We start from the raw sequence: 24,747 nt of genomic DNA, 5'->3' as shown, positions 1-24,747 counted from the left end.
TAATAAATGTGAAGAGTGCTAAAGTACCCGCGTCGTTTTCCCTCATTGGTTGAAAGCCAGAGGGTTCCTAAACTTCCATGAGGTTTTATGAAAGAGATCAAAAATAAAATTACGAATAAATTAGAGCGACTATTAGAACAATGGTTAGTACCTCGTCTGGTACGGTGGGGAGAATACTTAGAAACCAAAATCAGGCGCTATAAACATCAAGAACTGAAGAGTCAATTAAAATTTAGTGGCTCAGGACTACGATTTAAGCGAGACTTGAGAATTGAACACCCGCAAAATGTATCTCTGGGAAATAAAGTCTACATTGGACAAGATGTCATATTAGATGGACGTGGCGGAATTACAATTGGCGACAATACAACACTTGGATTTAACGTTGTGATTCTCTCTGCAAATCATGACTACCAAAGTAATGATTTACCTTATGAACATAATGTCTATATTCATAAACCTGTAGTTATCGGTCGCAATGTTTGGATTGGCGGAAATGTCCTTATTGTTCCAGGAGTTTCCATTGGAGATGGTGCAATTGTGGCGGCGGGGACGGTTGTAACTGCTAATGTTGAACCTTTAGCAATTGTTGGAAATCAACGGATGAGAACAATTAAATATCGCGACAAAGAACATTACGAACAACTTGCCAATAAGCAAGAGAGTCAGGATAATTCGTAATTCGTAATTCGTAATTATTATCCTATAGCTGGTAGGTACGCATTAATGTGCATTGGTGTCAACTTAACGTGAAAGCCAGCCAAGAAAAAGCCTTTAGATATTGTCTCGTTCCCAGTCTCCGACTGGGAATGCCTGTCTTTGAGGCTCTGCCTCTAGACTTGCGGCAGAGCCGCTTTTGAGTTGCATTTCCAGCCAGAGGCTAGAAACGAGATTTGAAAAGGATTTTAGCTTAAGTTGACACCAATGATTAATGTACCCAACCTAATTTTTATTACACCAATGCTGGCGTATTCGCACGCTTAACTTGAGGTGTTGCAATCATCCGCATTCCGGCGGGTGCGGCTAAAGTTAAACCACGGCGCACAGGACGCACAGGACGTTTATTCACTCGCGATACTTGAAATTCTGACAGAACAGTTGCCAAGACGATTTTCATTTCATACTGAGCAAATGCCATCCCAATACAGCGACGATTACCGCCACCAAAGGGTAAATATTCATAAGGTGAATACTGTCTTTCTAAAAAGCGTTCTGGTTTAAACTGCTTGGATTGTGGATAAACTTCTTCCCGATGATGCGCTAAATAAATGCTAGGGACTATTGCTGTTCCCTCTCGCAGTTCGTAACCCATAATTGTAATTGGAGTCTTCACAATCCGCACGAAAGCATTCATGGCAATTGGGTAGATTCGCAATGTTTCTTGACAAACTGCTGTCAGATAAGGCAATTTAGCTACACTACTTAAATCCGGGTTAACTCCAAGGGTGTTGAGTTCTTGTAGCAATTTCTCCCGCACTTCTGGTAAATGGTCAATCCAGTAAAAAGCCCATGTCAATGCCGAAGCGGTAGTTTCATGTCCTGCAACTAGCAACGTCATCAACTCGTCGTGTAATTCTTCATCTGACATCCCTTGACCATCGTCATAACGAGCAGCCATCATCAAACTCAGGATATCTTGGCGATTTTGATCGGATTCAGCCCGACGTTCTCGAAGCAAAGCGTAAATCAGTTGATCAATTTTTTGCCGTTGTTGGAGAATCCTACCCCACGGACTCCACGCCCCGAAATCTTTTTGGATGAACCGGAAGAAGAAAGCGCTGGACATTATAGGTGAAGTGATTAAGTCTAGTAAGTCACTTAGCGATCGCCTCAGTTCCTCAAAATGCTGTCCATCATTCAAGCCAAATACAACCCGCAGAATAACACGCAGGGTGATTTCTTGCATCGACTCACGGATATTAAAAGGCTTGCCAATTTGCCATTCATTACTCACCTGTCGGGTTATTTCTCGGATATCCTGACCATAAGCCCGCATTCTTTCGCCATGAAAGGGAGGGGCTAATAGTTGCCTTTGGCGCTGGTGGCGATCGCCATCTGATAACATGAAGGAGCGATCGCCAAGCAAAAATCTTAGCCCTATGTTCCCTCTGCCAACCTCAAAATAGCTGGAATCAGCAGTAAAAATCTGCTCTAGTGCTTGGGGTTGACTAAAGTACACAATATGGTTATCGGAGCGACTACTTTTGATTGTGAAAGTGTCACCGTAGATTTTGGCAAAATCATCTATATATTTCACGGGCTGACTAATAAACTTGATCATCCGCAGCCAGCGCGGCATTTGGGGCCCATCAGGCAAATTGTAAGTTGCTGTCATAAAATTTTGTGGAATTGATGGCTTCTGAATTTATTGTTACGAGTTTTCATGTTACTTAGGGTTACAGAAAGCGGTATATTCATGATTGGGGACTAGAGACTGGAAACTGGAAACTGAAAAGAAGATAAAGAGGATAATAATGACTCTTGTACAGACGCGATTAATCGCGTCTCTCTTAACTCAGCACTCAGCACTCAGAACTCAGCACGGGCTAAACGCCCCGCTACCGCTAACAAAAGGCAGCATCGGAAGCAAGCAGTGCCAAAAATCATCGCTATTCTCAACGGTAAAGGAGGAGTCGGTAAAACGACTACCGCAGTCAATCTGGCTGCAAACTTTGCGAAGAAAAAAAAGGTGCTTCTGATTGATGCAGATATTCAAGGCTCTGCCAGTTGGTGGTTTGGGCGCAGTCAGCAGGGAATGGGATTTGATTTATCTCAAGAAACCGATCCCGCACTTTTAAGTGATTTAGGAAAGATAACAGGTTACGATTTAGTAGTGGTGGATACACCTCCCGCCCTGCGCTCTGAAGCATTAGTGGCGGTAGTTGCGATCGCAGATTATCTAGTTTTGCCGACACCCCCATCTGCAATGGATTTAGCAATCCTCGTGGAAACAGTCAAGGAAGCCGTCATCCCCTTGGGAACCCCCCATCGGGTATTGCTCACCAAAGTCGATACGCGCAGTCTGGGAGAAGCACAAGAAGCAAAAAATACTCTGACTCGCTTAGGTATTCCTACTTGTAATACCTTCATCCGTGCCTATAAAGCTCATGAACGAGCAGCACTTGAAGGTGTAGCGATTACTCAATGGCGAGGAGGAAATGCACGGGAGGCGGAATTAGACTACCGCCGTGCAGCTGATGAATTACAGCGTGATTGGAGAAAATAATAATGGCTAGGAAACAAAGTCTCTCTGACTTACTACAAGAAGAGGCGCAAAAATTTACACCCCCAGAAGGTGAATCTGCGATCGAAGTTACAGCAGAAAAAGTTGTCGAAGAACAGGCTGCATCTGATGAGGAATCGTTAGGACAACCACTTGAGCCAGCTTCTACTAAACGCAGTCCTACTAAAGCTGATTTAGAAACAACTGTCAAAGAGTTGACAAGTAATCTAGAAACAAGCCACAAAAAAGAAGCATCTCTTGGACAAGAAATTGCTGATTTGCAATCAAAATTATCTAAACAAAAAACCTTTGCATCAGAACAAAAATCATTACTAGAACAGCTAACAAAAGAACTTGACGAAACCAAAAAAACAGCCCTGCAACTTGCAGAAGCCAATTCCCAGCTTATAGAAGAAATTAATGCTTTAAAACAAACAGCAGAAGATAAATCTAAACTAGCTGTAGCTGTAAAAGAAACTAGTGCGATAAAACCAGTAAAAGACCACTACAATCCACTTAACTACAAAAAATCACATCGATCATCGGAAACACTTGCTCAAGCTCAACCTCAAAATCAACCAAATGAGTATCCCGATAGTTCTAATGAGATGTGGTTACTTGACTAGAGTCAGTTAATCTTGGCTCCTCCTTCCCAACCAGGGAAGGAGGCTGGAGGGTTGTTTTTTGATTGCTGAATTGATACTCTAGATAACAAACTGTTTTAAACGAGTTAATTTTAATAAATAAATTGATAACACAGTAAAAAATACAACAAAAAGTCCTTCAATTATAAAGATTGTACTCAAAGGAGTTCCAATAATTCCTATATCCATGCCAATTTTATAATTATTAATTAATAGAAAGAACAAGTATTGCCAGTATTTATGTAATGAAAATAAACCAAGAGAGTATTTAGATAATTGTTGTATTAATAAATTATTTTTTATTTCTTTTTGAGAATTAACATAACAGAAAATAGTCATAGCTCCACAAATAATGGCAATTCTTCCATAGATACTTGGGTAATAGCCAGATGTACGTAAATAGATGTCATGGGATGAAAACATTATAAATGCAATTAGGTAGTAAAACTTAAAGCTCAATATTCTATCAGGAAATTTAGCTAAGTAAAAAGCTATAGGAACATAAATAACAAAATTTATTAGCCAATGATAAGGAATGCTGATATTTAGTAAGCAACTAGCTTCAAAATAAAATAAACAAAATATTCCTATTGTAAAAGATATAATTTTTCTTAAAGAATCTGATTTTATCAGTTGATATAAAAAAGCAACACTTGTCAAACAAATAAGATTAAATAGAAAATAAAAAACTGAATCTCCAACAAGTGGTAAGCTTGGTTCTAATCCTGTAATGAGTTGCCATGAAAAATTAGGAATTTCTCTCGTAACTATCATAAAAAATATATTCTGAACAAGTACCCAAAATAAGTAAATTTTAATTAACTTAGTAATTCTCTTTTGAAAGTATTCTACGCCATCAGATTTTTGAAAAAATAAGTAAAGAGAAACAATATAAAAAATCGGAACGGCTGTTAAAGATAATTGCAGTTCCAAATCCCTCAAAATTTTAGCCAAAACAAACACAGTAATATGTGTAGAACCATTTAGAATAAATTGAAAAGGTCGTAAATGCCAGATTAAAACAAAAGCAATACTTAATGCTTTTAAGGTGTCCAGACTATTATTTCTTTCCATTCTCATAGCTAGTTCTCTATAACCTGACTGTCTTTTCAAATCTACTCTAATGTACCGCTGTCTGTTTGCTAGACAGCTTTGCGATCGCTCTAGCTACAGAGTTCCCTATAATTATGTGAAAATAACACTATTAAAGAGAAAAATAGTAGCTATGACAAAATCTATTAGCGATAGATGAAAAACTTTACAGTTCAGTGTTAGAGCCTATTTATAAAGTAAATAATTTAGCCGTAACGCACCTGGGAATATGGAGCTTTACGCGCTGCTTTAACACACGCTACAATTTAACATTCACTTTATAAATGCTCTCTTATAGAAAAATTATCGATAGTTGTGCTGACTTGATACCCAATTTTACTGTTCCAACTACAACTCAACTTGAAAGTCTAAAATATGCTCCGCGGTGATTTGTGGTTGTTCCAGGTGTGGAAGATGACCACAATTTTGAATCCAGGTAAGAGTACTGTGTGGAATTGCCATTTTAAATTTCATGGCATCCCCAGTACCCAAAATTTTATCGGAATCGCCCCACAAAATTAGCGTTGGTTGCACAATTTGTGATATTGTTTCAACTCTAAAAGCACTATAACCACCACTTTTAGTAAAAGAAATCAGAGCTTGATTCCAACTTGGCATTTGTAAATGCAATGCCCCACAAGATAATGCATCGATAGAGGCAAGACTTTGATTTTTATATCCAAGGCGAGAAACGCGATCGCGCACCTTCAGATTACTCAAAAACTGAGTTGCTAAATAATCCAACGGGGGAAACATAAATTTACTCAATGGTGAACCACCCGCCAACCCCGCACTATCAATTAACACCAGCTTTTTTACCACTTCCGGGTAAGTCAGCGTAAAATCAATTGCTGTCGCACCCCCCATCGAAGCACCCACCAAAATTATAGGTTGGTTAATCAGGCTTTTCCAGAAATAATAAAGATGGGTTTTAATCGCAGTTGGACTATAGGTTATTCCTGAGAGTCTATCTGTAAATCCAAAACCCAACAAATCCACTGCCCACGTTTCATGATCTTTTGAAAGTGGTGGCAAAAGCCGCCGAAATTCTAATACAGAACTGTCAAAGCCATGAATTAATAAAATAGGAGTGCCACCACTACCTTGCTTGACAAATGTTGTGGTAATTGCTTGATTAGTTAAAGGAGTAGCGATCGCAGCAGTTTGAATACTCTGAGCTAGTGCGATCGAGGCTGGTTCTGTGAGTTGCCCAACTGCTGTAGGAAGAAAATTCGGAAACATAAATTTCAGTTTATCGTACTAGCCTGTATCCACGCATAACTGATTTTGTTAAACAATAAAGTTACACAACCTAAGATGCTGAAGTATTATTTGTAATTTATATATAAAACATAAGTCAGGTAATATCAAAATATTCTAACTCCCAACAGACGAGATTAATCGCTTACAGGACAGACACAATTAATCGCCTGTCTACTCTCCAAAAAAATTATGGCATCAAAGAAAATTTTCCAAAATGTCAAAATAGGGACTAAAGCCACGTACAATTAAAATCGCTTATCCCTTAATCCAGGAGCTAATGCCATGCCAATGGCGGTTGGCGTAATTGAAACTTTAGGTTTTCCTAGTGTATTAGCAGCAGCAGATGCAATGGTCAAAGCTGCCGCAGTCACAATTGTGTATTATGGTCAAGCGGAAAGTGCCCGCTTGTTAGTTGCCGTCCGGGGACACGTTTCGGAAGTAAATAGAGCTGTTGAAGCCGGAATTTTAGCTGGAGAGCAAGTCAAGGTTGGTACAGTAATTACCTACTACGTTGTTCCTAATCCCCCGGAAAATGTGGAAACCATATTACCAATCCATTTCACTGAAGAATCAGAACCTTTCCGCATGTTCTAAGCAATTTTGCTATCAAAATATGTAGCGAAGCTTCGTACAATTAACTTGTAGCCCCCATATCGTTTATTCATACAGGAGATTAATAATGTCATTACAGGCAGTTGGAGCACTCGAAACTAAAGGTTTTCCTGCGGTGCTAGCAGCAGCAGATGCTATGGTAAAAGCTGGTCGAGTTACCCTCGTTGGTTATATCAGAGTAGGTAGCGCTCGCTTTACAGTTAATATTCGTGGCGATGTTTCTGAAGTAAAAGCCGCTATGGCTGCCGGTGTTGAAGCCGCAGAAAATGTTTTTGGCGGTACACTTGAATCCTGGGTAATTATTGCTCGTCCCCATGAAAACGTTGAAGCTGTTCTGCCAATTGGTTACACAGAACAAGTCCAAGGGTATCGAGAATCTGTAGAAAATCCCATTGTTAGATCAAACAATCGATAGATTCAACATCGTGTGGGGGAATTCAAAATTTAAAACGAAGAATCTCCATAAATGAATTTAAAGAGAAGTTTCTTGTCAAGCTTCTGACTATCAAAACTTTAGGGGAATGCATTCTTTCTGTTTTTAGATTTTGCATAAGTTAAATTTTTAAGCAGAGGGAAAGCAACAATCAGAGTCAATAGTCAAAATCAATATTGACTGTTGACTATTCATTGTTAAGAATAACTTGCCAATGTTAGAGGCGTAGTTGTGAGTAAAGCTAGTTTAAAAAAAGATAAATTGCCTATTAATTCCTACCAAGAATAGCGTAGGCGTAGCCCGTCGTAGACATCGCTACATAGCATACTGGGGCTGATTCTACACTACAGCGATATTATTTATCCAAGAATCTATACAATTACTTTTTAATACCGTTTTTTTGTGAAGCTGCATATAATTCACCCCCCTTAATCCCCCCTTGTAAAGGTTACGGTGTACACACAAGTCGAAAAAAGATCAATTTCTCATTGTTATCTCGTTCCTATGCTCTGCATAGGAATGCCTGACTAGAGGCAGAGCCTCTAGTCAGATATTGAGTCAGAGACTCAATGAATGCATTCCCAGTCTCCGACTGGGAACGAGGAAATGCTTATCAAGCTAGGTTTTTAGGACTTGTGTGTACACCGTAGCTTGTAAAGGGGGGAAATAGAAAATCTATTTCCCTCCCCTTTGCAAGGGGAGGGCTAGGGTGGGGTAAAACCTTGCTTAATCAGCTATTTCAGACTTGTGTGTACACCGTAGCCGATGCCTTGGGGGGACTACAGGGGAGTATTATTATGTGCAGCTTCATACAAAATTGGTATAAGACATTATCTTAAACGCTAATTACCGTATATACACTTAACAAAATTAACTTAATACAATTCAGTTAAGGCTTGATATTCCTTAAAAAGCAAGGAATTAAGCCAATTTATCACAGGGGTTAGTGAATCTTCCGAGGTCAAATCTCATTAACACCAAGCATATTGACATTTAACTAAGTATTTGACTAAGTAAGGGATTATAGAGTGTTGAAACTTATACGGGTGAAATAATGTCTGACATTGAGTTAAATTAGATTCGTTCCTCGTATATGTTACAAAATGTCAGATTTCCCCGATCCATCTAGCGCAAAGGTGTATCCTCACCACTCTAGGCAAATTTCTGTTCTCAGTTAAAAACATAACTTTACGAAAATTTAAAATTAGCATAATTGGCCCAAATGCCTGATATGCAAAGGTTTAGGGTATTTTTAAGTAAAAGCAAAACATCAATGTAGAAAGTTTCTGCATAATTTGAGTGAATTAAGACGTAATAAAAGTAGAATCACTGAGCTATTTTCATGAAACTCATGAAATACGGGGCAGCTGCCAGTTAAACAATTAGGTGGGACAAATGGGGGTTGTGATGCAAACTTCAAAATTGAGTTTCGAGGAATGCAATCTCACTATGAAAATGGATATAGAAAAACTGGCTATAGATTGGCAAAAGCGATTGGCTGTGGAATGTCCAGACCAAAATGAAGCTACTAGGCAAAGCATTATTCTCTGGCTATTGGGATCTGACTCAAAACGGTTTGATCTGTTTAATCCGAAAGAACTCGATATCGCCAAGCAAGCGATGGAATATCGCTGGAGGATTTTACGTCAACGCTACTTGGGACTGGGGCGAGAACGTGCTTATCGCAACTTGATCACGCGATTAGGGAGTTTAGTAACATTACGCAATAAGATTCAGACTTGGGTTTCTCTCAGCCGCGATCGCCAGCGCAGTGTGATAGATGTGTTACAAGAAGTACTCCAAGAATTATTGCAAAGCGATAGCCAGATGCAACAGCAAATGGCTGATATTGGCAAATATACAACCGATAGACGATTGGGCGATGCTCTGCTATTTGCCAGTTTAGAAGAATATTGTTTGCGGCCAGTCCGCAATCAACCCCTATTAGCTTATCGATTTGTGAATTATTTACGTCGCACTCAGCGCGGTGGCTTAACCCAAGTACCTGGACGTGACTTGGTTAGACTCGTGTCAGAAGAAATTCTCACAGATGATAATGATAATCGGGTTAACTTAGTCGATAGTCAGGCGATCGCAGAATATCAAGAAGCACAACAACTAGAAGAACAACTTGCGCTGCGCCAGTCAGTACAAAAAGAATTTGAAAATTATTTACAAGAAAATCTGGGAACAGACGCAGTGGAATGGCTACGACTGTATCTGCAAGGAAAGTCCCAAGAAGATATCGCCCGGAGACTAAATAAACAGACTAAAGAAGTTTATCGTCTGCGAGAAAAAATTAGTTACCATGCTGTACGTGTTTTTGCCCTCAAAGGTAAACCAGAACTCGTAGATAACTGGCTCTCAATTTCCTTGCAAGAACATAACTTGGGATTAACGCAAAACCAATGGCAGCAACTTGATGAAAAATTGACTCCTCTAGGGCGGCAAATTCTAGACTTGCGGAAAGCGGGTAATTCAATAGAAACAATAGCTCAACAGTTAAAACTCAAAACTCATCAAGTGTTAGGTGAATGGACAAAAATCTATCTTGCAGCCCAAGCTTTAAGAACCCAAGAGTAACCTGTAGTGGGAGTGGGGATAAGGGAGATAAGGGAGATGAGGGAGAAATAACTAATGCCCCATACCACATACCCTAATCCTCAGTATTATCCACAGTCTATAATCTAAAATTCATATTCTACTTACGTCTACTTAGGTATATATAATTGAAATTTTAACAATCGAACAAAGTATCTTTATTAACTACCTACTCAATTAGAGGCAAAATATTATATACATAAACACCAAGCAATCAAACCTATGTTGTCTTCAGAGGGCGAACTAACAGATACTACAGTAAATGAGTCCCAGGTGCTAACCGCTACACAATTTAAGTGGGAGGAAGAAAGCGATCGCGAACAAATATTTCAACTGATTGATAGTCTTTTGTCCTTTGAAGCTTGCCTCTACCACCAGATTTTGCCCTTTGGATTAGAAGACAAAAACCTCTTGCTAGGTATGGTTCATCCACAAGACAGTGAGGCGCTAGATTACGTTGGTCGCATTTTGTCTTGTATCAATTGCACAATGGTGATTGAGGCGATCGCAGCCGATGCCCACCGCAGAATACTATCAGCCTACCTCAACCATAAGAATACATCTCAGCTAGATGCCCAACAAATACATCAGCCAATAGCGGACTCTCCTTCAAAAAATAGCCCAGCGATCGTTGCTGACACACCTGTTCCTTTCCTAGATGCCGAATCGGAATCAAATCAACAACCAATATTGATGGTGTTTCAGACACAAAAACGTCAACATTCTGGGCAGCGCGTAGACTTGCCGCCTATTCCAGAGCTAGACCAATTATCTCAAACTACGACATTCTTAACCCCTGTTGAGAGCGAAAATTCCGAAGTGACACCAAACAATTTACCGATTTTGCCCACGCAAATTCCCGAACTACTTAGTCCGATTGAGGTACTAACAACACTACCACCGAAGAAATTACTAGAAGAATTACTAGGGCGAATCCTGGCTGGGGGAATTGGTCGGCTGTATTTAGAAAGACAAGCTTACGAAGGCAGAATACTGTGGAGTGATAATGGAGTTTTACAGTCTGTATTAGACAAGCTGCCGCTCTCGGTTTTTCAAGGAGTACTGAATGAATTAAAGCGGTTTGCTTCCCTGCCTGTCACCACAGTTGCAGAACCAAAACAGGTAGAGAAAGAATACGTATATCAAAAAAACCGCTTATTATTGCGTTTGCGAGTCATGCCGGGAATCTACGGCGAAGAAGCAACACTCCAAGTGTTACGAGGAGCAGCATTAAAGTTCTATCAACAACAACAGTTGGCGCGTCTTGGCCGCGATGCTTTAGGAATTTCTCAGCAACTAAGCTTAAAGTTACATGAACTACAAGAAAGGCTTTTACTGAATCCCAGCCTTGATTCTCAGCAATTAGAGGCTTTGGTCGCCCTGAATCAACTAGTCAAAAATTTAGACCAAAAGATCAAAATACTGACACTAGATAGCAATCCACCAACAAACAGCAAATCATAAGTCTGTCAGTGAAACCGCTGATTTCGATCACATACATAATTGTTATGTTGTAATCGAACTCTAGACCGATCAACCTTAGAGATTCATCTTCAATAAATACAAATTTTGCGATCGTATTCTGAGTAAGATTACGGTTTAAACAAACTTATAGTAGCAAAGTTAGTTTCCCACTCTTAAATCCATTTGTTGCAAATATTTCATGCTAACTGAGGTTTTTAGTGAACTTTTCCCCTTAATGAGTACAGCCAATCCACAGACTTTGGAATGGCTACTCAACGTTGCAATTGAACATGAATACCCATCTGGGCGAGCCGTTGTGATGGAAGATGCCTGGGGTAACGCCGTTTACTTTGTGGTTTCTGGTTGGGTCAAAGTCCGGCGTACCGTCGGGGAAGATTCAGTAGCTCTGGCAATTTTTGGGCGTGGCGATTTTTTTGGAGAAATGGCAATTTTGGATGAATCTCCACGCTCAACTGATGTCATTGCTCTTTCATCCGTGAAATTGCTTAGTATCTCCAGAGAGCGGTTTATTCAAATATTGTTTAAAGACCCGCAGTTACATCACCGGATGTTGCAACTGATGGTGCGGCGATTGCGGCAAATTAACCTACGCTTACAAATGCGGTCTTCACCACCAGCAGTCAAACTTGCCCATACCCTAGTGAGTTTAGGCGAAAGTTATGGTCAAGAATCAGACTTAGGAAGAGAAATTTTTAACATTCCCTTTAAAGATTTAGCAGAGGTGACAGAAATCGGCGTTGAAGAAACCACCAAAATCATGGAAAAGCTGCATGAAAAAGGGTGGATCAAAATTGATAGCGCCAACAACATTATTTATCTTGTGAACTTCAAACAGTTGATGAACTTGGCGGGCAAAATTTGATCGCGGTAGCCCCAAAGATGTAAGGATAGAAAGCATGAGAGCGATCGCAGATGTAGGCGCAGAGCTATAATTGATTGATGAGGCAGCAGGTAGTGGAGCGATCGCAGTCACTCACCTGTAAACAGTTAGGTAGCAAACTGCTTTTTAGACAGGTTGATTACCCTTACCTGTTGGATAAACTATATTATGAAACTACTGAGGCGTTTACGCCTTGATTCGCTTTCATCCCCGACTTAAAAGACATTAACCCCTCAAAACCCAAAAGTTTTGAGGGGTTAACTTCGAGGTTTTCAGCATATTTTCTTATAAACTTGGTTCTGACTACCAGCCGCAGCAAATAAAAGTCAAAAATTAAAAGATAAATTTGTCATCATGAGAAAAATTACTCATTTACTATTACCTCAGCACACAAGATGACTGAAGCAACAGCAACTCGCCCCAACACCTACATCCAAGAAACCGAGCCAACGATTCATTACCTGGTGGGAATGTCCCAACCAGAGACTCATCTGTTTGAGGTGACTTTACGCCTTGTAGATTATCCCTCGCCGATTCTTGATTTAAAACTGCCGGTGTGGACACCAGGTTCCTATTTAGTCCGGGAATACGCCAAAAATTTACAGGATTTTGAGGCTTTTGCAGAGGATAAGCCTTTATCTTGGCGGAAGATCAGTAAAAATCACTGGCAGGTAGACAAAACGGGTGTTTCAGAATTAACTGTACGTTACCGCATTTTTGCCAATGAGTTATCGGTACGGACAAATCACCTAGATGCTACCCACGGTTATTTCAACGGTGCGGCAATATTTTTTAGAATACCGGGCTGGGACAAGCAACCCATTCGCGTCACCATTGTACCACCACGCCCGGAATGGCAAGTAACTACTGCTCTACCATCTGTTGCTGAGAAAACAAATACTTTCTTGGCTGGCGATTTTGATACTTTGGTTGATACTCCCTTTGAGATTGGTAGCCACCAATTGTATAAATTTGAGGTATTGGGAAAACCCCATGAACTGGCAATCTGGGGACAAGGTAATTACCAAGTTCAGCAGTTGATTGCTGATATCCAAAAAATTATCCAAGTAGAAGCGCAGATGTTTGGCGGTTTGCCTTATGAACGATATGTGTTTCTGCTACATTTATTTAGCCAAGCTTTTGGCGGTTTGGAGCATAAAGACTCTTGCTCCTTAATTTACCAACGTTTTGGATTTCGCACTCAGGAAAAGTACGATCGCTTTATCCAATTAGTTGCACACGAGTTTTTTCACTTGTGGAATGTCAAGCGCATTCGCCCAAAAGCATTAGAGGTTTTTGATTACGACCAAGAAAACTACACACCATCATTGTGGTTTTGTGAAGGTACTACTAGTTTCTATGATTTGTTAATTCCTTTGCGGGCAGGAATTTATGATGTTAAGTCGTATTTGAATAACTTGGGTAAGGAAATTACCAGATATGAAACAACACCGGGGCGAAAGGTACAACCCGTTTCCGAGTCGAGTTTTGATGCCTGGATAAAACTCTATCGCCCAGATGCCAATAGCGCTAATTCCCAAATTTCCTATTATTTAAAAGGAGAAATGGTATCGTTATTGCTGGATTTACTCATTCGCTCTACTCACGACAATCAGCGCTCCCTTGATGACGTGATGCTGAAAATGTGGCAGCAATTTGGGAAAGATGAAATTGGCTATACCCCAGAAGAGTTGCAGGAAGTTATCGAATCTGTTGCCGGAATCGATTTGACTGATTTCTTTAAACGCTACATTGATGGCACTGATGATTTGCCCTTGAACCAGTACTTAGAACCCTTTGGTTTGCAGTTAGTAGCTGAACAACAGGAAGAACCTTACTTGGGTGTGAGAATAAATACAGAGAATGGGCGGGAGATAATTAAATTTGTCGAAACTGCTTCACCTGCACAAGTAGGAGGAATTGATGCAGGTGATGAGTTATTAGCAATTGATGGGATTAAGGTAACCGGGAATAGCTTAAGCGATCGCCTGAAAGATTACCAACCGAACGATACCATTCAAGTCGCAGTTTTCCACCAAGACGAACTGCGTACCTATTCCATTACCTTGGCGTCACCACGTCCCACTCGCTATCAGGTAAAACCTGTTGAGCATCCTGACTCCAGACAGCAGCAAAACTTTGCTGGATGGCTTGGGGTTGCGATCGCAACTGTTTAATAAAGGGCATGGGGCATTGGGCATGGGGCATTGGGCAAAACAGTTCCGAGTTCCGTTAGCTCTAGCGGGGCGTTGAGCCAGTGCTGAGTAAAGAAGTGAGATTCCTCACTTCTTTACTCAGCACCCAGCACCCAGCACCCAGCACCCAGCACCCAGCACCCAGCACCCAGCACTCAGCACTCAGCACTCAGCACTCAGCACTCAGCACTCCTAAGCCGTTCTTACCGCCCCAGAGTAAATCAAACCCCGTTGTAGATCCAGCGTTATAATCGCCCCATCCCGAATCGCCTGGGTTGCCTCCTTCACGCCGACAATCACTGGTACACCAAGACGTAAGCCAATTACTGCTGCGTGACTTGTGAGACTTTCATCTTCCGTAATAATCCCACCAGCTTTCCGAATTGCCTCGACAAAATCGGCACTAGTGCGGGGTGCAACTAATATATCTCCGGGATTAAAGTTACTAACATCCATGCCAGTATTCGCCACCCGTGCGCGGCCACTCACTGAACCTTGTCCCAGTCCAATTCCCTGACCTAATACCGCCGTCACCACCTCTACCTTAATCAAATCTGTGGAGCCGGAAATTCCTTGGAGTGTACCAGCGGTCATTACTACTAAATCTCCCTCAGACAATAACTTCAACTCCTGAGCTACGTTGATCGCAGCTTGAAATGTCTGACCAGTGGAAGGTAATCCTAGTACTAACAGCGGTTTTACTCCCCACACCATCTGTAGCTGCCGCGCCACATTCACATGGGGTGTCACTGCTAAAATCGGTGTTTGGGGACGGAACTTAGAGACATTACGAGCTGTTGCCCCAGTTTGCGTTAGGGTCATGATTGCTGCTGCGCCTAGTTGTTCGGCAATTTGACCAACAGCTTGACTAATCGCATTAGGAATGGAGCGCCGGGCATCTCTCACAGAACGTAAGTTTAAGTGTTGGGATTCTTCCTGCTCCATACGTTCGGCAATTCGTGCCATCGTCGCCACTGCTTCTACAGGGAAGCTACCCACAGCGGTTTCGTTGGAGAGCATCACCGCGTCCGTGCCATCTAAAATCGCATTTGCCACATCCGACACTTCAGCGCGAGTGGGACGGGGATTGCTCACCATGCTATCTAACATCTGAGTAGCAGTGATGATGGGAATCCCCAAGCGATTTGCTGTGGCAATTAACCGCTTTTGGAGTACGGGAACATCTTCTGCGGGTAATTCCACCCCTAAGTCGCCTCTGGCAACCATTACGCCATCACACAAAGCCAGAATCGCCTCCATTTGTTCGATTGCTTCGTGCTTTTCAATTTTGGCCACTACTGGCACTTGCTTACCTGTACTGGAAATTAGTTCTTTAATTTCGATCATGTCCTGCGGATTGCGGACAAAGGAAAGTGCCACCCAATCGACACCTTGATCTAGACCAAACATCAGATCCTCGCGGTCTTTGTCGGTCATTGCCTTAATTGACAGGTAAACGCCAGGAAAGTTTACGCCTTTGTTGTTAGAAAGTTTACCAGGCACGGTGATCCGACAATGCAAATCACCTTTGTCCCGGTTAATCTCCTCCACAACCATTTCTACTCGTCCATCATCGAGGAGAATTTTTGCGCCAACTGGGACTTCTTCGGCTAAATAATCGTAGGTGACACAGCTAATTTCTTGAGTACCTACAACTGGACGATTTGTCAAGGTGAAGCGATCGCCTTTTGCCAAAACTATAGACCCGTTGTCAAACTTCCCCAAGCGAATTTTTGGGCCCTGCAAGTCTTGAAGAATAGCCACTGGCTGATTTAATTCAAAAGCGGTTTGCCGAATTAAGCGAATACTACGCTGATGGTCGGCATGAGTTCCGTGGGAGAAGTTTAGCCGCAGCGTCGTGGCTCCCGCTTCAATAATCGCCTTGAGCATTTCAGGACTGCTAGTGGCGGGGCCAATAGTAGCGACAATTTTTGTCCGGCGCAGAGAATCTCTTAATTGCATAGGGGCTGAAGTTAGGGAGCTATCTGGGAAGTCATCGTAACTTAAGTGGCATCTCCTTTTCAGTCACTGCTATATCAATAAGATATAAACAGTTAGAGAGGGTTTATGGGAGAGTGGGGGCTGTGGGATAGACTAGATATAGTACATCAATCTTGTATCCATCCTCCCAACGAAAGAGTTTATCCCATCAACTTTTTGCCAATTGTCATACCCCACTTATCAGTAAAGATTAGTTCTTGTCTGGAATCATAGCGTTATTCATCTACTGATATGCAAAGCTGTGGATAAATATTGCTATACAAAAAGTTACAAAACTTTATTGTTCCCTAATATTTATCGTATATTCGTAATGTTTGATTAAGAAGGAGTCAATGTTAGAGATGATCACATCGGAGGCACAAAAGCCACTGACAATCCCGCCAAAGGAATTTTTAGCGCCTCCTGGTGATTTTAATCCCACGCTACTGCTGTTTTTGGTAGCTGTAGCAATGCTGGTGTTATCTAACTTTGGTTACTGGCTTTGGGAATGGCCGCATTGGCTATGTTTTAGCGTTAACACCCTTGCCTTGCATTGTGCTGGAACAGTAATTCATGATGCCTGTCACCAATCTGCCCATCGCAACCGGGTGATGAATGCGATGTTAGGGCATGGCAGTGCGTTGATGTTAGCTTTTGCTTTTCCAGTATTTACGCGGGTGCATTTACAGCATCATGGTCATGTCAACCATCCTAAAGACGACCCAGATCATTATGTCTCTACTGGTGGCCCGTTATGGTTGATTGCAGTGCGTTTTTTGTACCATGAGGTGTTTTTCTTTCAACGGCGACTGTGGCGTAAATATGAGCTATGGGAATGGTTCATCAGCCGCTTAATTGTCGGTGTAATTGTTTATATCTCAGTGCAGTACAACTTTTTGGGTTACATTCTGAATTTTTGGTTTATACCAGCTTTTGTGGTGGGGATAGCGCTGGGATTATTTTTTGACTATTTGCCCCATCGTCCTTTTGCGGAGCGCGATCGCTGGAAAAATGCTCGCGTCTACCCGAACCAAGTTCTCAATATCCTGATTATGGGACAGAATTACCACTTAATTCATCATTTGTGGCCTTCTATTCCCTGGTATAATTACCAGCCTGCGTACTATGTCATGAAGCCACTTTTAGATGAAAAAGGATGTTATCAAACTTCAGGATTGTTGCAGAAAAAGGACTTTTTTGAGTTTGTTTACGACATCTTTTTAGGGATTAGATTTCATCATCACAAAGAAGAGAGTGCTGAGTAAAGCGATGCCTACAGCAGGCTGCACCTACGTCCACTAATGGCTAGCCTTCACAATCAACTGAGTGTGATCGCTGCACAATTCCAGATTTTTGAGTGTGTTCCTTGTGCGATCGCCTCAAAATAACCTCAAAGTAAATCAGGTTTCAGGGACTCAACAGTGAAAAAGACAACTCTAGAAACCAAATCGTCAAATCAAACTATAGCGATTTAATCACTCGCAAATCGCCGCAATAGATTATTGAACAACTCGTCAATTTTCTGTGGATCGGAAACCAGTGTTCCTCGCTCATCGCGGAAAGTGCGATCTCGCTCTCCCTTGAATGACAACCAGTTAAAGCTTGTACTAACAGCAAACTTGGTGTCCATAATGAGAATTTTGGCGTGAGTATCTCCGAGTCGTTTAAGTGTAAAGGTTTTGGAATACTGCCTTGCTAGCTTTTGCAAACTTTCTTCAGCCTGAATATCTATTGGGTATCGATTCTCATCTTTCTCACCCAAGCCATACCCGATGAAAACCTGCACTCCCCGTTTCAGCAGATTCTCAAATTGTTGAAGAAACCACCGATTGACTGATTTAGCTCGAATCCAGGGCGAGATAATCATCAGTCGTTCCTGACTATCCTTTAGGGCTTGCTCCAATAAGGGACGATGGTCATACATATCTAGCCACTGCATAGGCACTGATGCCAGCATTAAATCTAGTTGGGTTTGAAGCTGCTCTATCTGTTTCAACGCATCTTGAAGCTGCTGATTCAAGATTTGCTTCTCTTGATCATCCTGAGTTTGTTCAATCTTCTCCTGAGTCGTTTCAATTTGAGCCTGAATCTTGGCTTGAGCCGCAGTCACTTCTTTCTTTAGCGTTGCAACCCGATCGGCATCAGCTTGAGCGACAAATTCATGTCCCAAAATTTCCTCAGCTAACTTGCGTGGTTCGCTCTGGGTCAACATTTCAGCAATTTTGAGCTTTTTCACTCCACCTGATCGAGCAAAAGCAGTCTCATGTTCAGTGGAGGGAATGCCGTCAACAATAAATGCTACTTGAATTTCGTCGCTATCCTTTGCTTTGTAGACTAATGCTGTTGCAGGTTGAAAGAATGGCGGTTTCTTTTCGATCGCCTTTAATGCCAGCAAATCTCGCTCTTGACGAATTTTAGACTTCCTGTTGTTATCTTCCTCAATTTGTCGAATAATATTATCGATATCCTTCAGCTTTAAATCGGACAATTCTGGAGGACGTTTGGGTGAAGGTTCAATTTCTACAAGACCCTCATCTCGCAGATTTTTCGGTTTTAGCAAGCCTCTCTCTAATCGACCATACCAGCGCGGGATTCGCAGAAGTCCATCGAAGTTAATCTCAAAGGTTCTTTCCTCCGGCACAATAATTCTGGCTTCCTGTAAAGTCTTCTCACCTTTCTTAGTGAGTTTCCAGACTTGAAGTTGTGAAGCGTCAGGAGCAACTAAGTCAATGTCTTCACTGATCCGTAAGTTTACCATTCCCTCCCTGACTGTCGGTAATTCTAAACCCAGAAATTCAGCAATCTCTTCTTCGGACGAAAGACCAATGTTGATTGTCTTGAGAACATACTCTTCAATTGGTGGAATTAGTTTACGAATTTGGGTTAGAGCATCAACAGTAAGCTTATAAACAGGCAATCCGACTTCTTGACAGCTAACTAGATCAAACCCGGAGCGATTATCATAGCGGCGCAAGTCTTCTGAGCTAAGTGATGTAGGTTCATCCAGATTCATGGGTTAAAATCCTCCAGCTTGCAGTCTGTTGGGTTTTGCTCAATGTGCTTCAGAACTTCATGGAGAGGACTATTACTCAGGGAGCGACAAAACTGGTGATCGCCCACAATCACCAAACCAACTCGCCCTCTGGACAAAGCCACATTCAGTCTAGCTTCATCTTTCAGGAATCCAACTTTGCCGCTTTTGTTGGATCGTGTAACTGAATATACAACAATATCTGCCTCTCGTCCTTGAAAGGCATCCACTGTATTGCACTCGATCTTCAACGCTCTGAGGCTATTCTGTTCTGTGTCCAAGCTGCGGTTTAGCAGTTTTAATTGAGCTGCATAACCACTTAGAACTGCTACAGTGTAATCTTTCTGGGCTGCTTGGGCTACTTGATTAAGTTGTTGAAGCCACTGAACAATGACTCTGACTTCACAAGAATTATTGAAACTAGATCCTGAAGCTTGTTCACGGCTATTTGGCAATTTTGATGTGGTAAGCCATGTGACAGGGCGTTCCAGAACTCTACCCAAAGTCCGATCAATCTCTGGGCCATTACTGCTAAGTTCATTTTTGTAGAAACATCTGCTGATCAGCTTTCCAATCGGTTCAACCATGCGGTGCTGAATTGTCAGCATTTTACGACAGCCATCCGGCAATGTTCGTAATAGGCGATCAAACAGTGTTTCCTGAATGTCCTCTCGTGCTAATTCGTACTCTTCCAGAAACTCAACATTCCGACTGGCTTCGTCCTGAAAGGGCGGCAATTGTTTCGGATCGCCTACTAATATCCACTTTTTAGAACGCGCCATCGGCACTAAAACTTCTGTTGCGGTTGCCTTTGAAGCTTCGTCGATAATACAGACATCAAACTCAACGTCAGAAATTTCTCTGGAAATGCCGATGCAGGTTCCTGCAACCACTTGCGATCGCTTGATCAATGGCACCTTAAATCGTTCGTTCCGACCAAACTGTTCAAACCACTCCGTTTGTAAGTTAATTAGCTGTTGGAGCATTTTGGCATTAGGAGCATTGGGATTAATCGCTATCTGACTCCATTGTTCAAACTCTTGAGGAGACATTTTTAATGTTTCTTCTACTTTAATTCCAGCGATATTTTCCAGTTTTTTGGCTTTTTGCTTTTGTTGATTTCGTACTTCCTTTGCCTGTTTTTCTAGCTGTTCAATTTTCTCTTCTAATTGAAACTCCTCAAGTTTCTCCCCAGAAATCTTTCCTTTTTGTCGTGACTTATGATTTCCTTCGTCATTCAATGCAGGAAATTTATTTTCTTTATCCTGCCTACAACTCGCCAGTTCTACCCGCAATTCCTCTAGCTTCAGTGCAATATTTCTCAACTCCTGAAATAGAACTGCTTGCTCCAAATCTTGTTGGGAAATACCACTGCATCCAGACCAATCAGCAAGGAATTTTTGTCCTTTAGCGATCGCCGACTCTCGCCATTTTTCCATCTGTTCTTCTAACAGCAGCAAGTGAATGCCTTTTGCGACTCGCTCATGATTCCCAATCCTAATCAGCTTCAAATTAGGATTCTTTTCTTGAATCCGCTCCAATGCGTTATCAAGGGCAACATGGGTTTGAGAACTGAGCAGAATTCGCGCTTCAGAATTCTGCTGAAGGGTTTGCAGAATCAGTTCTGTAATAAATGTTGTTTTACCTGTGCCTGGTGGCCCCTGTACTAGTAAAAAGTCCTCTGTGGCTAGAGCCGCCCTCACAACTTCCTTCTGGGATTCATTTAGATCCTGAACAAATTGAACCTCTGAGTCGAATTTAGGAGCCTTAATTTCTTTGGGATTGACCAGTAATTCTCGGAGATTAGAACGAACGGCGCGATCATAACGGATTGCATCTAACGCGCTCTTTTGTCGATTCAGAGCATTTTCAGCCAAACGAGTGTCAAACTTAAGTTCACCTTTTTCAGGTAGGCGATCGGGAAAACCAGACCTAACATATAGCTCTAATTTATCATCGAAAATTCTGACTACATCCCCACTCAAAACGCTAAATCCTTTTGAGTTGGTGATGTGGCGGGGTTGTTCGGTGATATCTTTTTCTGGTAATTCTGCCAGTTGAAAAATCACATGATTGCCATTAGGCGTGGCATTTATGTATTTAATTGGTTCTTCTCGCTTTTGTTCCCAATCGGTTTTTGCCCTGAGAATGTCCCACCATACCCGAAAGATCCGCTGTTTTTCTGCTTCAGCCGTTTGCTCTTGAAGATTTGCTTCATGCTCTATGACTGCATCTTGTAGTTCTTGAATAACTTCAATGGCTTCATAAGAATAAGTTGGAGTTCCAAACCTAAATTCATAAGGCAACTCCCAAGCAAGCTCTCGGCGCTGTTCAAGTTGAGAATGAGGTGTATCCCAAGCATTGAAAAGAACAAGATGATTCTTCTGTCTATCATCTATCTTCACATGATATCGATAGGAAATACCATAAATTTCATAGTGATTTCCATCAGAATTGCTGTCAGTATTCTTGAATTTATAGGGACGAATTCCACAACTTACTTCACCATTTATATCGCTCAGAATAATGCTTTGAATTTCAGCTTCAGAAGAAATATCTAGTTCATTTTGAAGGCGGCTTAAGCATTGAGATGTTAACTTGATAAAGCAAGTTTGCTTCTTGGTTAGTTGCTGGCGCGATCGCTTCTGCCCAACAGCATCTAATTCTGCCAACAGTACTTCTGCGTTTCGCTGTCGTTCAGACGGTTCAGTTGAGACAGCACATTGAATAATTTCGCTGACTTCAGGCGGAATATCCAGAGCCGCGATCGCCCTCAAAACACTGTCGTCATCAACAAGATCAACGTCAGTTAAACATTTCAGCGTCACTACCCCAAAGCTAAATACATCACGAGTGAAAGGATAGGAGCCATCATCCTGTTCTGGAGGTGTGAATGGACGCGAACCAAATTCTCTTAATGTGACAGTCGAACGGAAGTATCCCCTGAGCTTGGAGATACCAAAGTCAGCCAGTTTCACTCTTCCATCACTGCCAATTAGAATATTGCTAGGCTTAATATCCCGATGAACAACTTGACGTTCGTGTGAAAAAGCCAGTGCTTCTAACACTGGCCGTCCCACTTTCACCCAGTAGGAATCCCATCCTTCCAGGGGTAATTCTTTGAGCAGAACTGACAGATCCTTATCCATCCACTCTAAAACTAAAAAAGCTTCCCCAGTTTGCTTATCCTGTCCAGAGTCAACCAACTCCACAATCCGGGGATGTTTCAGTTCCTTGAGTGCCTCAGTTTCACGTCTGAAAGACTCAGCTAAAATAGCTCCTTCAATCTGCCCATGTTTGAAGACTTTGACTGCAACCTGACAACCCTCCCTCTGGTAATCGTTTGCTTTATGGACATCAGCCATTCCGCCTGACTTTATATTGGGGAGCAAGACGTAGCGATCGTTGATGATACGAGGTGACATTGTTACGGAGTTTTGCTTTTCAAATTAATTATTCCCTTAACTCCAATTTAAATTCACAGGCATCATCTTGATGGCTTCCTCAAACGCGGAGTAAAACCTCGTCCTTAATATTACAGGAAGTTAACAATGAACACAAACTCAGGTTAAGGCCCTCATCAGTAACAGCAGTGTCATAACGTCATAGATTTAAGTTACATAACCTGACTAAATAATTTACACTTTTGACTTAACTGCTGGCTGTGATGTTTGTAACGGCTGAGGCAAACTCCAGTCGGGACGCAAGCTAGCGGCGTTGCGTAAATAGATATGATGAATTGAGGCGGAGGCTGGTAGATAGGCGTGGATTAAAAACCGAATGCAGCGCTGTAAGCTGCCTTCAACATGCATTTGCTGCACATCCAACATGGCCACATTATCCCAACCAGGACGCGCTCTGGCGATCGCAGCCGGGAAAATCGCATCCAAATCGCGTGTCACAGAGAAAGTCACACTGATCATGTCCCCCGGCTGGAATTGATTCCGGTTTTCCAGTTCATCTAGTAGTTCTGTAACTACCTCTTGGATTACCTCAACAGTATTTTCTGAAGCGGTTGTTGCTCCGCGAATAGCCCGCATTTGCCAGTCCACGCCAAAATCCTCCTTAAAACACAAAAGTGAGGAATTAGGAGTTGAGAATGAGAAGTTAAGATTTTTAACTTATAACTCCTCACTCATAACTCCTAACTCATATTAGGGTCGATATAACCACAGAGGCAAACCACTAGTAGAGACTTCAAATTCGAGCCAATCAATTCCAGATCGAATTCCTGATGAGAACTGACGACTCCCTGGTAGAAGGCGACTCAATAAGGGTTTACGTTCTTCTAGGGTATAGCAGAGAGTTTTTTCCGGATCAAGTCCAACTAGTTCTGCTGTCCAGCGGCGGGCATCTTCTTCTGTGCCCAGGCGGTCTACAACACCTAACTCTAGGGCTTGCTGTCCAGTAAAAATCCGACCATCGGCGAAACTTTTCACAGCTTCTACTGTTAAAGAACGGCCATCTGCTACCGTTTGGACAAACTGCTGATAACTTGTGTCAATCAACTCTTGCAGGATGATTTCTTCTGGTTGAGTCAGTTGCCGATCAAAAGCCAAAATGTCTTTGTAAGGGCCAGACTTAATTACCTGGAAGGAAACACCGATTTTTTCTAGCAAGCGTTCTAAGTTATTTCCACGCAGAATCACGCCAATACTACCCGTAATCGTACCTGGGTTAGCTACTATGTGTTCGGCTCCCACGCCGATGTAGACTCCTCCAGATGCCGAGATATTCCCAAAGCTAGCGACGATTTTGATTTTTTCGCGCAAACGCTTCAGGGCACTGTAGATTTCTTGAGAATCTCCGACTGTACCGCCAGGGCTATCGATCCGGAGCAATAATGCCGGAAACTTTTTTTCTTCTACAGTTTTCAGGGCTTCTAGGACGCGTTTGCGAGTAGCACTGGCGATCGCACCAGTAATTTCAATCCGCGCAATTTGTTTTCTAAACTTGGGCTTAAACGGCCAAATCATGAGCTGTCAACATACCTCGTAATAAATTCAATATAAGATGCCCAACGGTCAGACGCCCTGTTTTTCTCTGTTAAGAAACATGAGCAGGGATTGTGATCATCATAATTTTAAGGAATTTTTTATATTTTTCAGTGAGTTTTATTTTGATATTCTCGATGAATGCTAATCAAGTCCTTAAAGATTGTAGCTAACACAAAATGCTAAACTCTAGTTTAGCGTCCAATGTGATGAATTAGTACAGACTATTTTAGCTTTTTTGCGGGATTCAAAATTTCAAAACCCTTGGTATTATGACTTTTTAAATTTTTTAATATCAATTTAATACGGTCAAA

17 protein-coding genes and 1 pseudogene are annotated in these 24,747 nt (G+C 41.8%); 10 read left to right on the top strand and 8 right to left on the bottom strand.

Annotated elements, in window-relative coordinates; translation table 11 throughout:
• The first annotated feature begins 87 nt into the window (after positions 1 to 87).
• Positions 88 to 681 (top strand): acyltransferase, encoded by a 594-nt coding sequence (locus tag HUN01_RS05600; RefSeq protein WP_181930439.1) that lies wholly within the window; start codon positions 88 to 90, stop codon positions 679 to 681.
• Between the two features lie 271 nt (positions 682 to 952).
• On the opposite strand, the gene HUN01_RS05595 is transcribed toward HUN01_RS05600, so the two are convergent.
• Positions 953 to 2,335, bottom strand: a complete 1,383-nt coding sequence (locus HUN01_RS05595; protein WP_181930438.1) for a cytochrome P450 — start codon at positions 2,333 to 2,335, stop codon at positions 953 to 955.
• A gap of 258 nt (positions 2,336 to 2,593) precedes the next feature.
• Here HUN01_RS05595 and HUN01_RS05590 point away from each other — a divergent pair, with 258 nt between their 5' ends.
• Positions 2,594 to 3,226: a ParA family protein gene (locus HUN01_RS05590; RefSeq protein WP_181930437.1), complete on the top strand. Its 633-nt coding sequence runs from the start codon at positions 2,594 to 2,596 to the stop codon at positions 3,224 to 3,226.
• 2 nt (positions 3,227 to 3,228) lie between these two features.
• The gene (locus HUN01_RS05585) at positions 3,229 to 3,849 is read left to right on the top strand and encodes a coiled-coil domain-containing protein (RefSeq protein WP_181930436.1); all 621 of its coding nucleotides are present in this window, start codon (positions 3,229 to 3,231) and stop codon (positions 3,847 to 3,849) included.
• Between the two features lie 78 nt (positions 3,850 to 3,927).
• Here the strand turns inward: HUN01_RS05585 and HUN01_RS05580 are convergent, their stop codons facing one another.
• Positions 3,928 to 4,947 carry an acyltransferase family protein gene (locus HUN01_RS05580; protein ID WP_181930435.1) on the bottom strand — a complete coding sequence of 340 codons (1,020 nt, stop codon included), beginning with the start codon at positions 4,945 to 4,947 and terminating at the stop codon, positions 3,928 to 3,930.
• A gap of 360 nt (positions 4,948 to 5,307) precedes the next feature.
• On the bottom strand, positions 5,308 to 6,201 hold the full coding sequence (locus HUN01_RS05575) for an alpha/beta fold hydrolase (protein ID WP_181930434.1): 894 nt from the start codon (positions 6,199 to 6,201) through the stop codon (positions 5,308 to 5,310).
• A gap of 303 nt (positions 6,202 to 6,504) precedes the next feature.
• Between HUN01_RS05575 and HUN01_RS05570 the strand changes: the two genes are divergently transcribed.
• The 6 genes and pseudogenes from HUN01_RS05570 (at position 6,505) to HUN01_RS05545 (ending at position 14,410) form a co-directional block, all read left to right on the top strand.
• A complete protein-coding gene (locus tag HUN01_RS05570) occupies positions 6,505 to 6,816 on the top strand; it encodes a BMC domain-containing protein (RefSeq protein WP_181930433.1) in 312 nt (103 codons plus the stop codon).
• 85 nt (positions 6,817 to 6,901) lie between these two features.
• Entirely contained in the window at positions 6,902 to 7,249 is a 348-nt protein-coding gene (locus HUN01_RS05565) for a carbon dioxide-concentrating mechanism protein CcmK (protein WP_069069149.1), read from the top strand.
• A gap of 1,413 nt (positions 7,250 to 8,662) precedes the next feature.
• Positions 8,663 to 9,850 (top strand): HetZ-related protein 2, encoded by a 1,188-nt coding sequence (locus HUN01_RS05560; RefSeq protein WP_181930432.1) that lies wholly within the window; start codon positions 8,663 to 8,665, stop codon positions 9,848 to 9,850.
• A 240-nt stretch (positions 9,851 to 10,090) separates the two neighbouring features.
• Positions 10,091 to 10,303 (top strand): annotated as a pseudogene (locus HUN01_RS36510) (pilus assembly protein PilB); the annotation flags it as partial.
• A 1,228-nt stretch (positions 10,304 to 11,531) separates the two neighbouring features.
• Complete coding sequence (locus tag HUN01_RS05550; RefSeq protein ID WP_181930430.1) at positions 11,532 to 12,215, top strand: Crp/Fnr family transcriptional regulator; 684 nt, start codon at positions 11,532 to 11,534, stop codon at positions 12,213 to 12,215.
• 413 nt (positions 12,216 to 12,628) lie between these two features.
• On the top strand, positions 12,629 to 14,410 hold the full coding sequence (locus HUN01_RS05545) for a M61 family metallopeptidase (protein WP_181930429.1): 1,782 nt from the start codon (positions 12,629 to 12,631) through the stop codon (positions 14,408 to 14,410).
• Positions 14,411 to 14,620: 210 nt separating this feature from the next.
• Here the strand turns inward: HUN01_RS05545 and pyk are convergent, their stop codons facing one another.
• Positions 14,621 to 16,390, bottom strand: a complete 1,770-nt coding sequence (pyk, locus tag HUN01_RS05540; protein WP_181930428.1) for a pyruvate kinase — start codon at positions 16,388 to 16,390, stop codon at positions 14,621 to 14,623.
• Positions 16,391 to 16,770: 380 nt separating this feature from the next.
• On the opposite strand from pyk, the gene crtR reads away from it, so the two are divergent.
• Positions 16,771 to 17,673: a beta-carotene hydroxylase gene (gene crtR / locus HUN01_RS05535; RefSeq protein ID WP_181932569.1), complete on the top strand. Its 903-nt coding sequence runs from the start codon at positions 16,771 to 16,773 to the stop codon at positions 17,671 to 17,673.
• A gap of 206 nt (positions 17,674 to 17,879) precedes the next feature.
• Here the strand turns inward: crtR and HUN01_RS05530 are convergent, their stop codons facing one another.
• The 4 genes from HUN01_RS05530 to sppA form a co-directional block, all read right to left on the bottom strand.
• Positions 17,880 to 19,421 (bottom strand): phospholipase D-like domain-containing protein, encoded by a 1,542-nt coding sequence (locus HUN01_RS05530; protein WP_181930427.1) that lies wholly within the window; start codon positions 19,419 to 19,421, stop codon positions 17,880 to 17,882.
• Positions 19,418 to 22,864, bottom strand: coding sequence for a serine/threonine-protein kinase (locus HUN01_RS05525; protein WP_181930426.1), 3,447 nt, complete (start codon positions 22,862 to 22,864; stop codon positions 19,418 to 19,420). Before HUN01_RS05525 ends, HUN01_RS05530 begins: the two co-directional genes overlap by 4 nt.
• A gap of 213 nt (positions 22,865 to 23,077) precedes the next feature.
• Positions 23,078 to 23,491, bottom strand: a complete 414-nt coding sequence (aroH, locus tag HUN01_RS05520) for a chorismate mutase (protein ID WP_181930425.1) — start codon at positions 23,489 to 23,491, stop codon at positions 23,078 to 23,080.
• Positions 23,492 to 23,593: 102 nt separating this feature from the next.
• The gene (sppA, locus tag HUN01_RS05515) at positions 23,594 to 24,415 is read right to left on the bottom strand and encodes a signal peptide peptidase SppA (protein ID WP_181930424.1); all 822 of its coding nucleotides are present in this window, start codon (positions 24,413 to 24,415) and stop codon (positions 23,594 to 23,596) included.
• Positions 24,416 to 24,747 lie beyond the last annotated feature (332 nt).

The sequence above is a fragment of the Nostoc edaphicum CCNP1411 genome (assembly GCF_014023275.1).
Lineage (GTDB): Bacteria > Cyanobacteriota > Cyanobacteriia > Cyanobacteriales > Nostocaceae > Nostoc > Nostoc edaphicum_A.
This window is presented reverse-complemented; position numbering and strand designations above follow the sequence as displayed.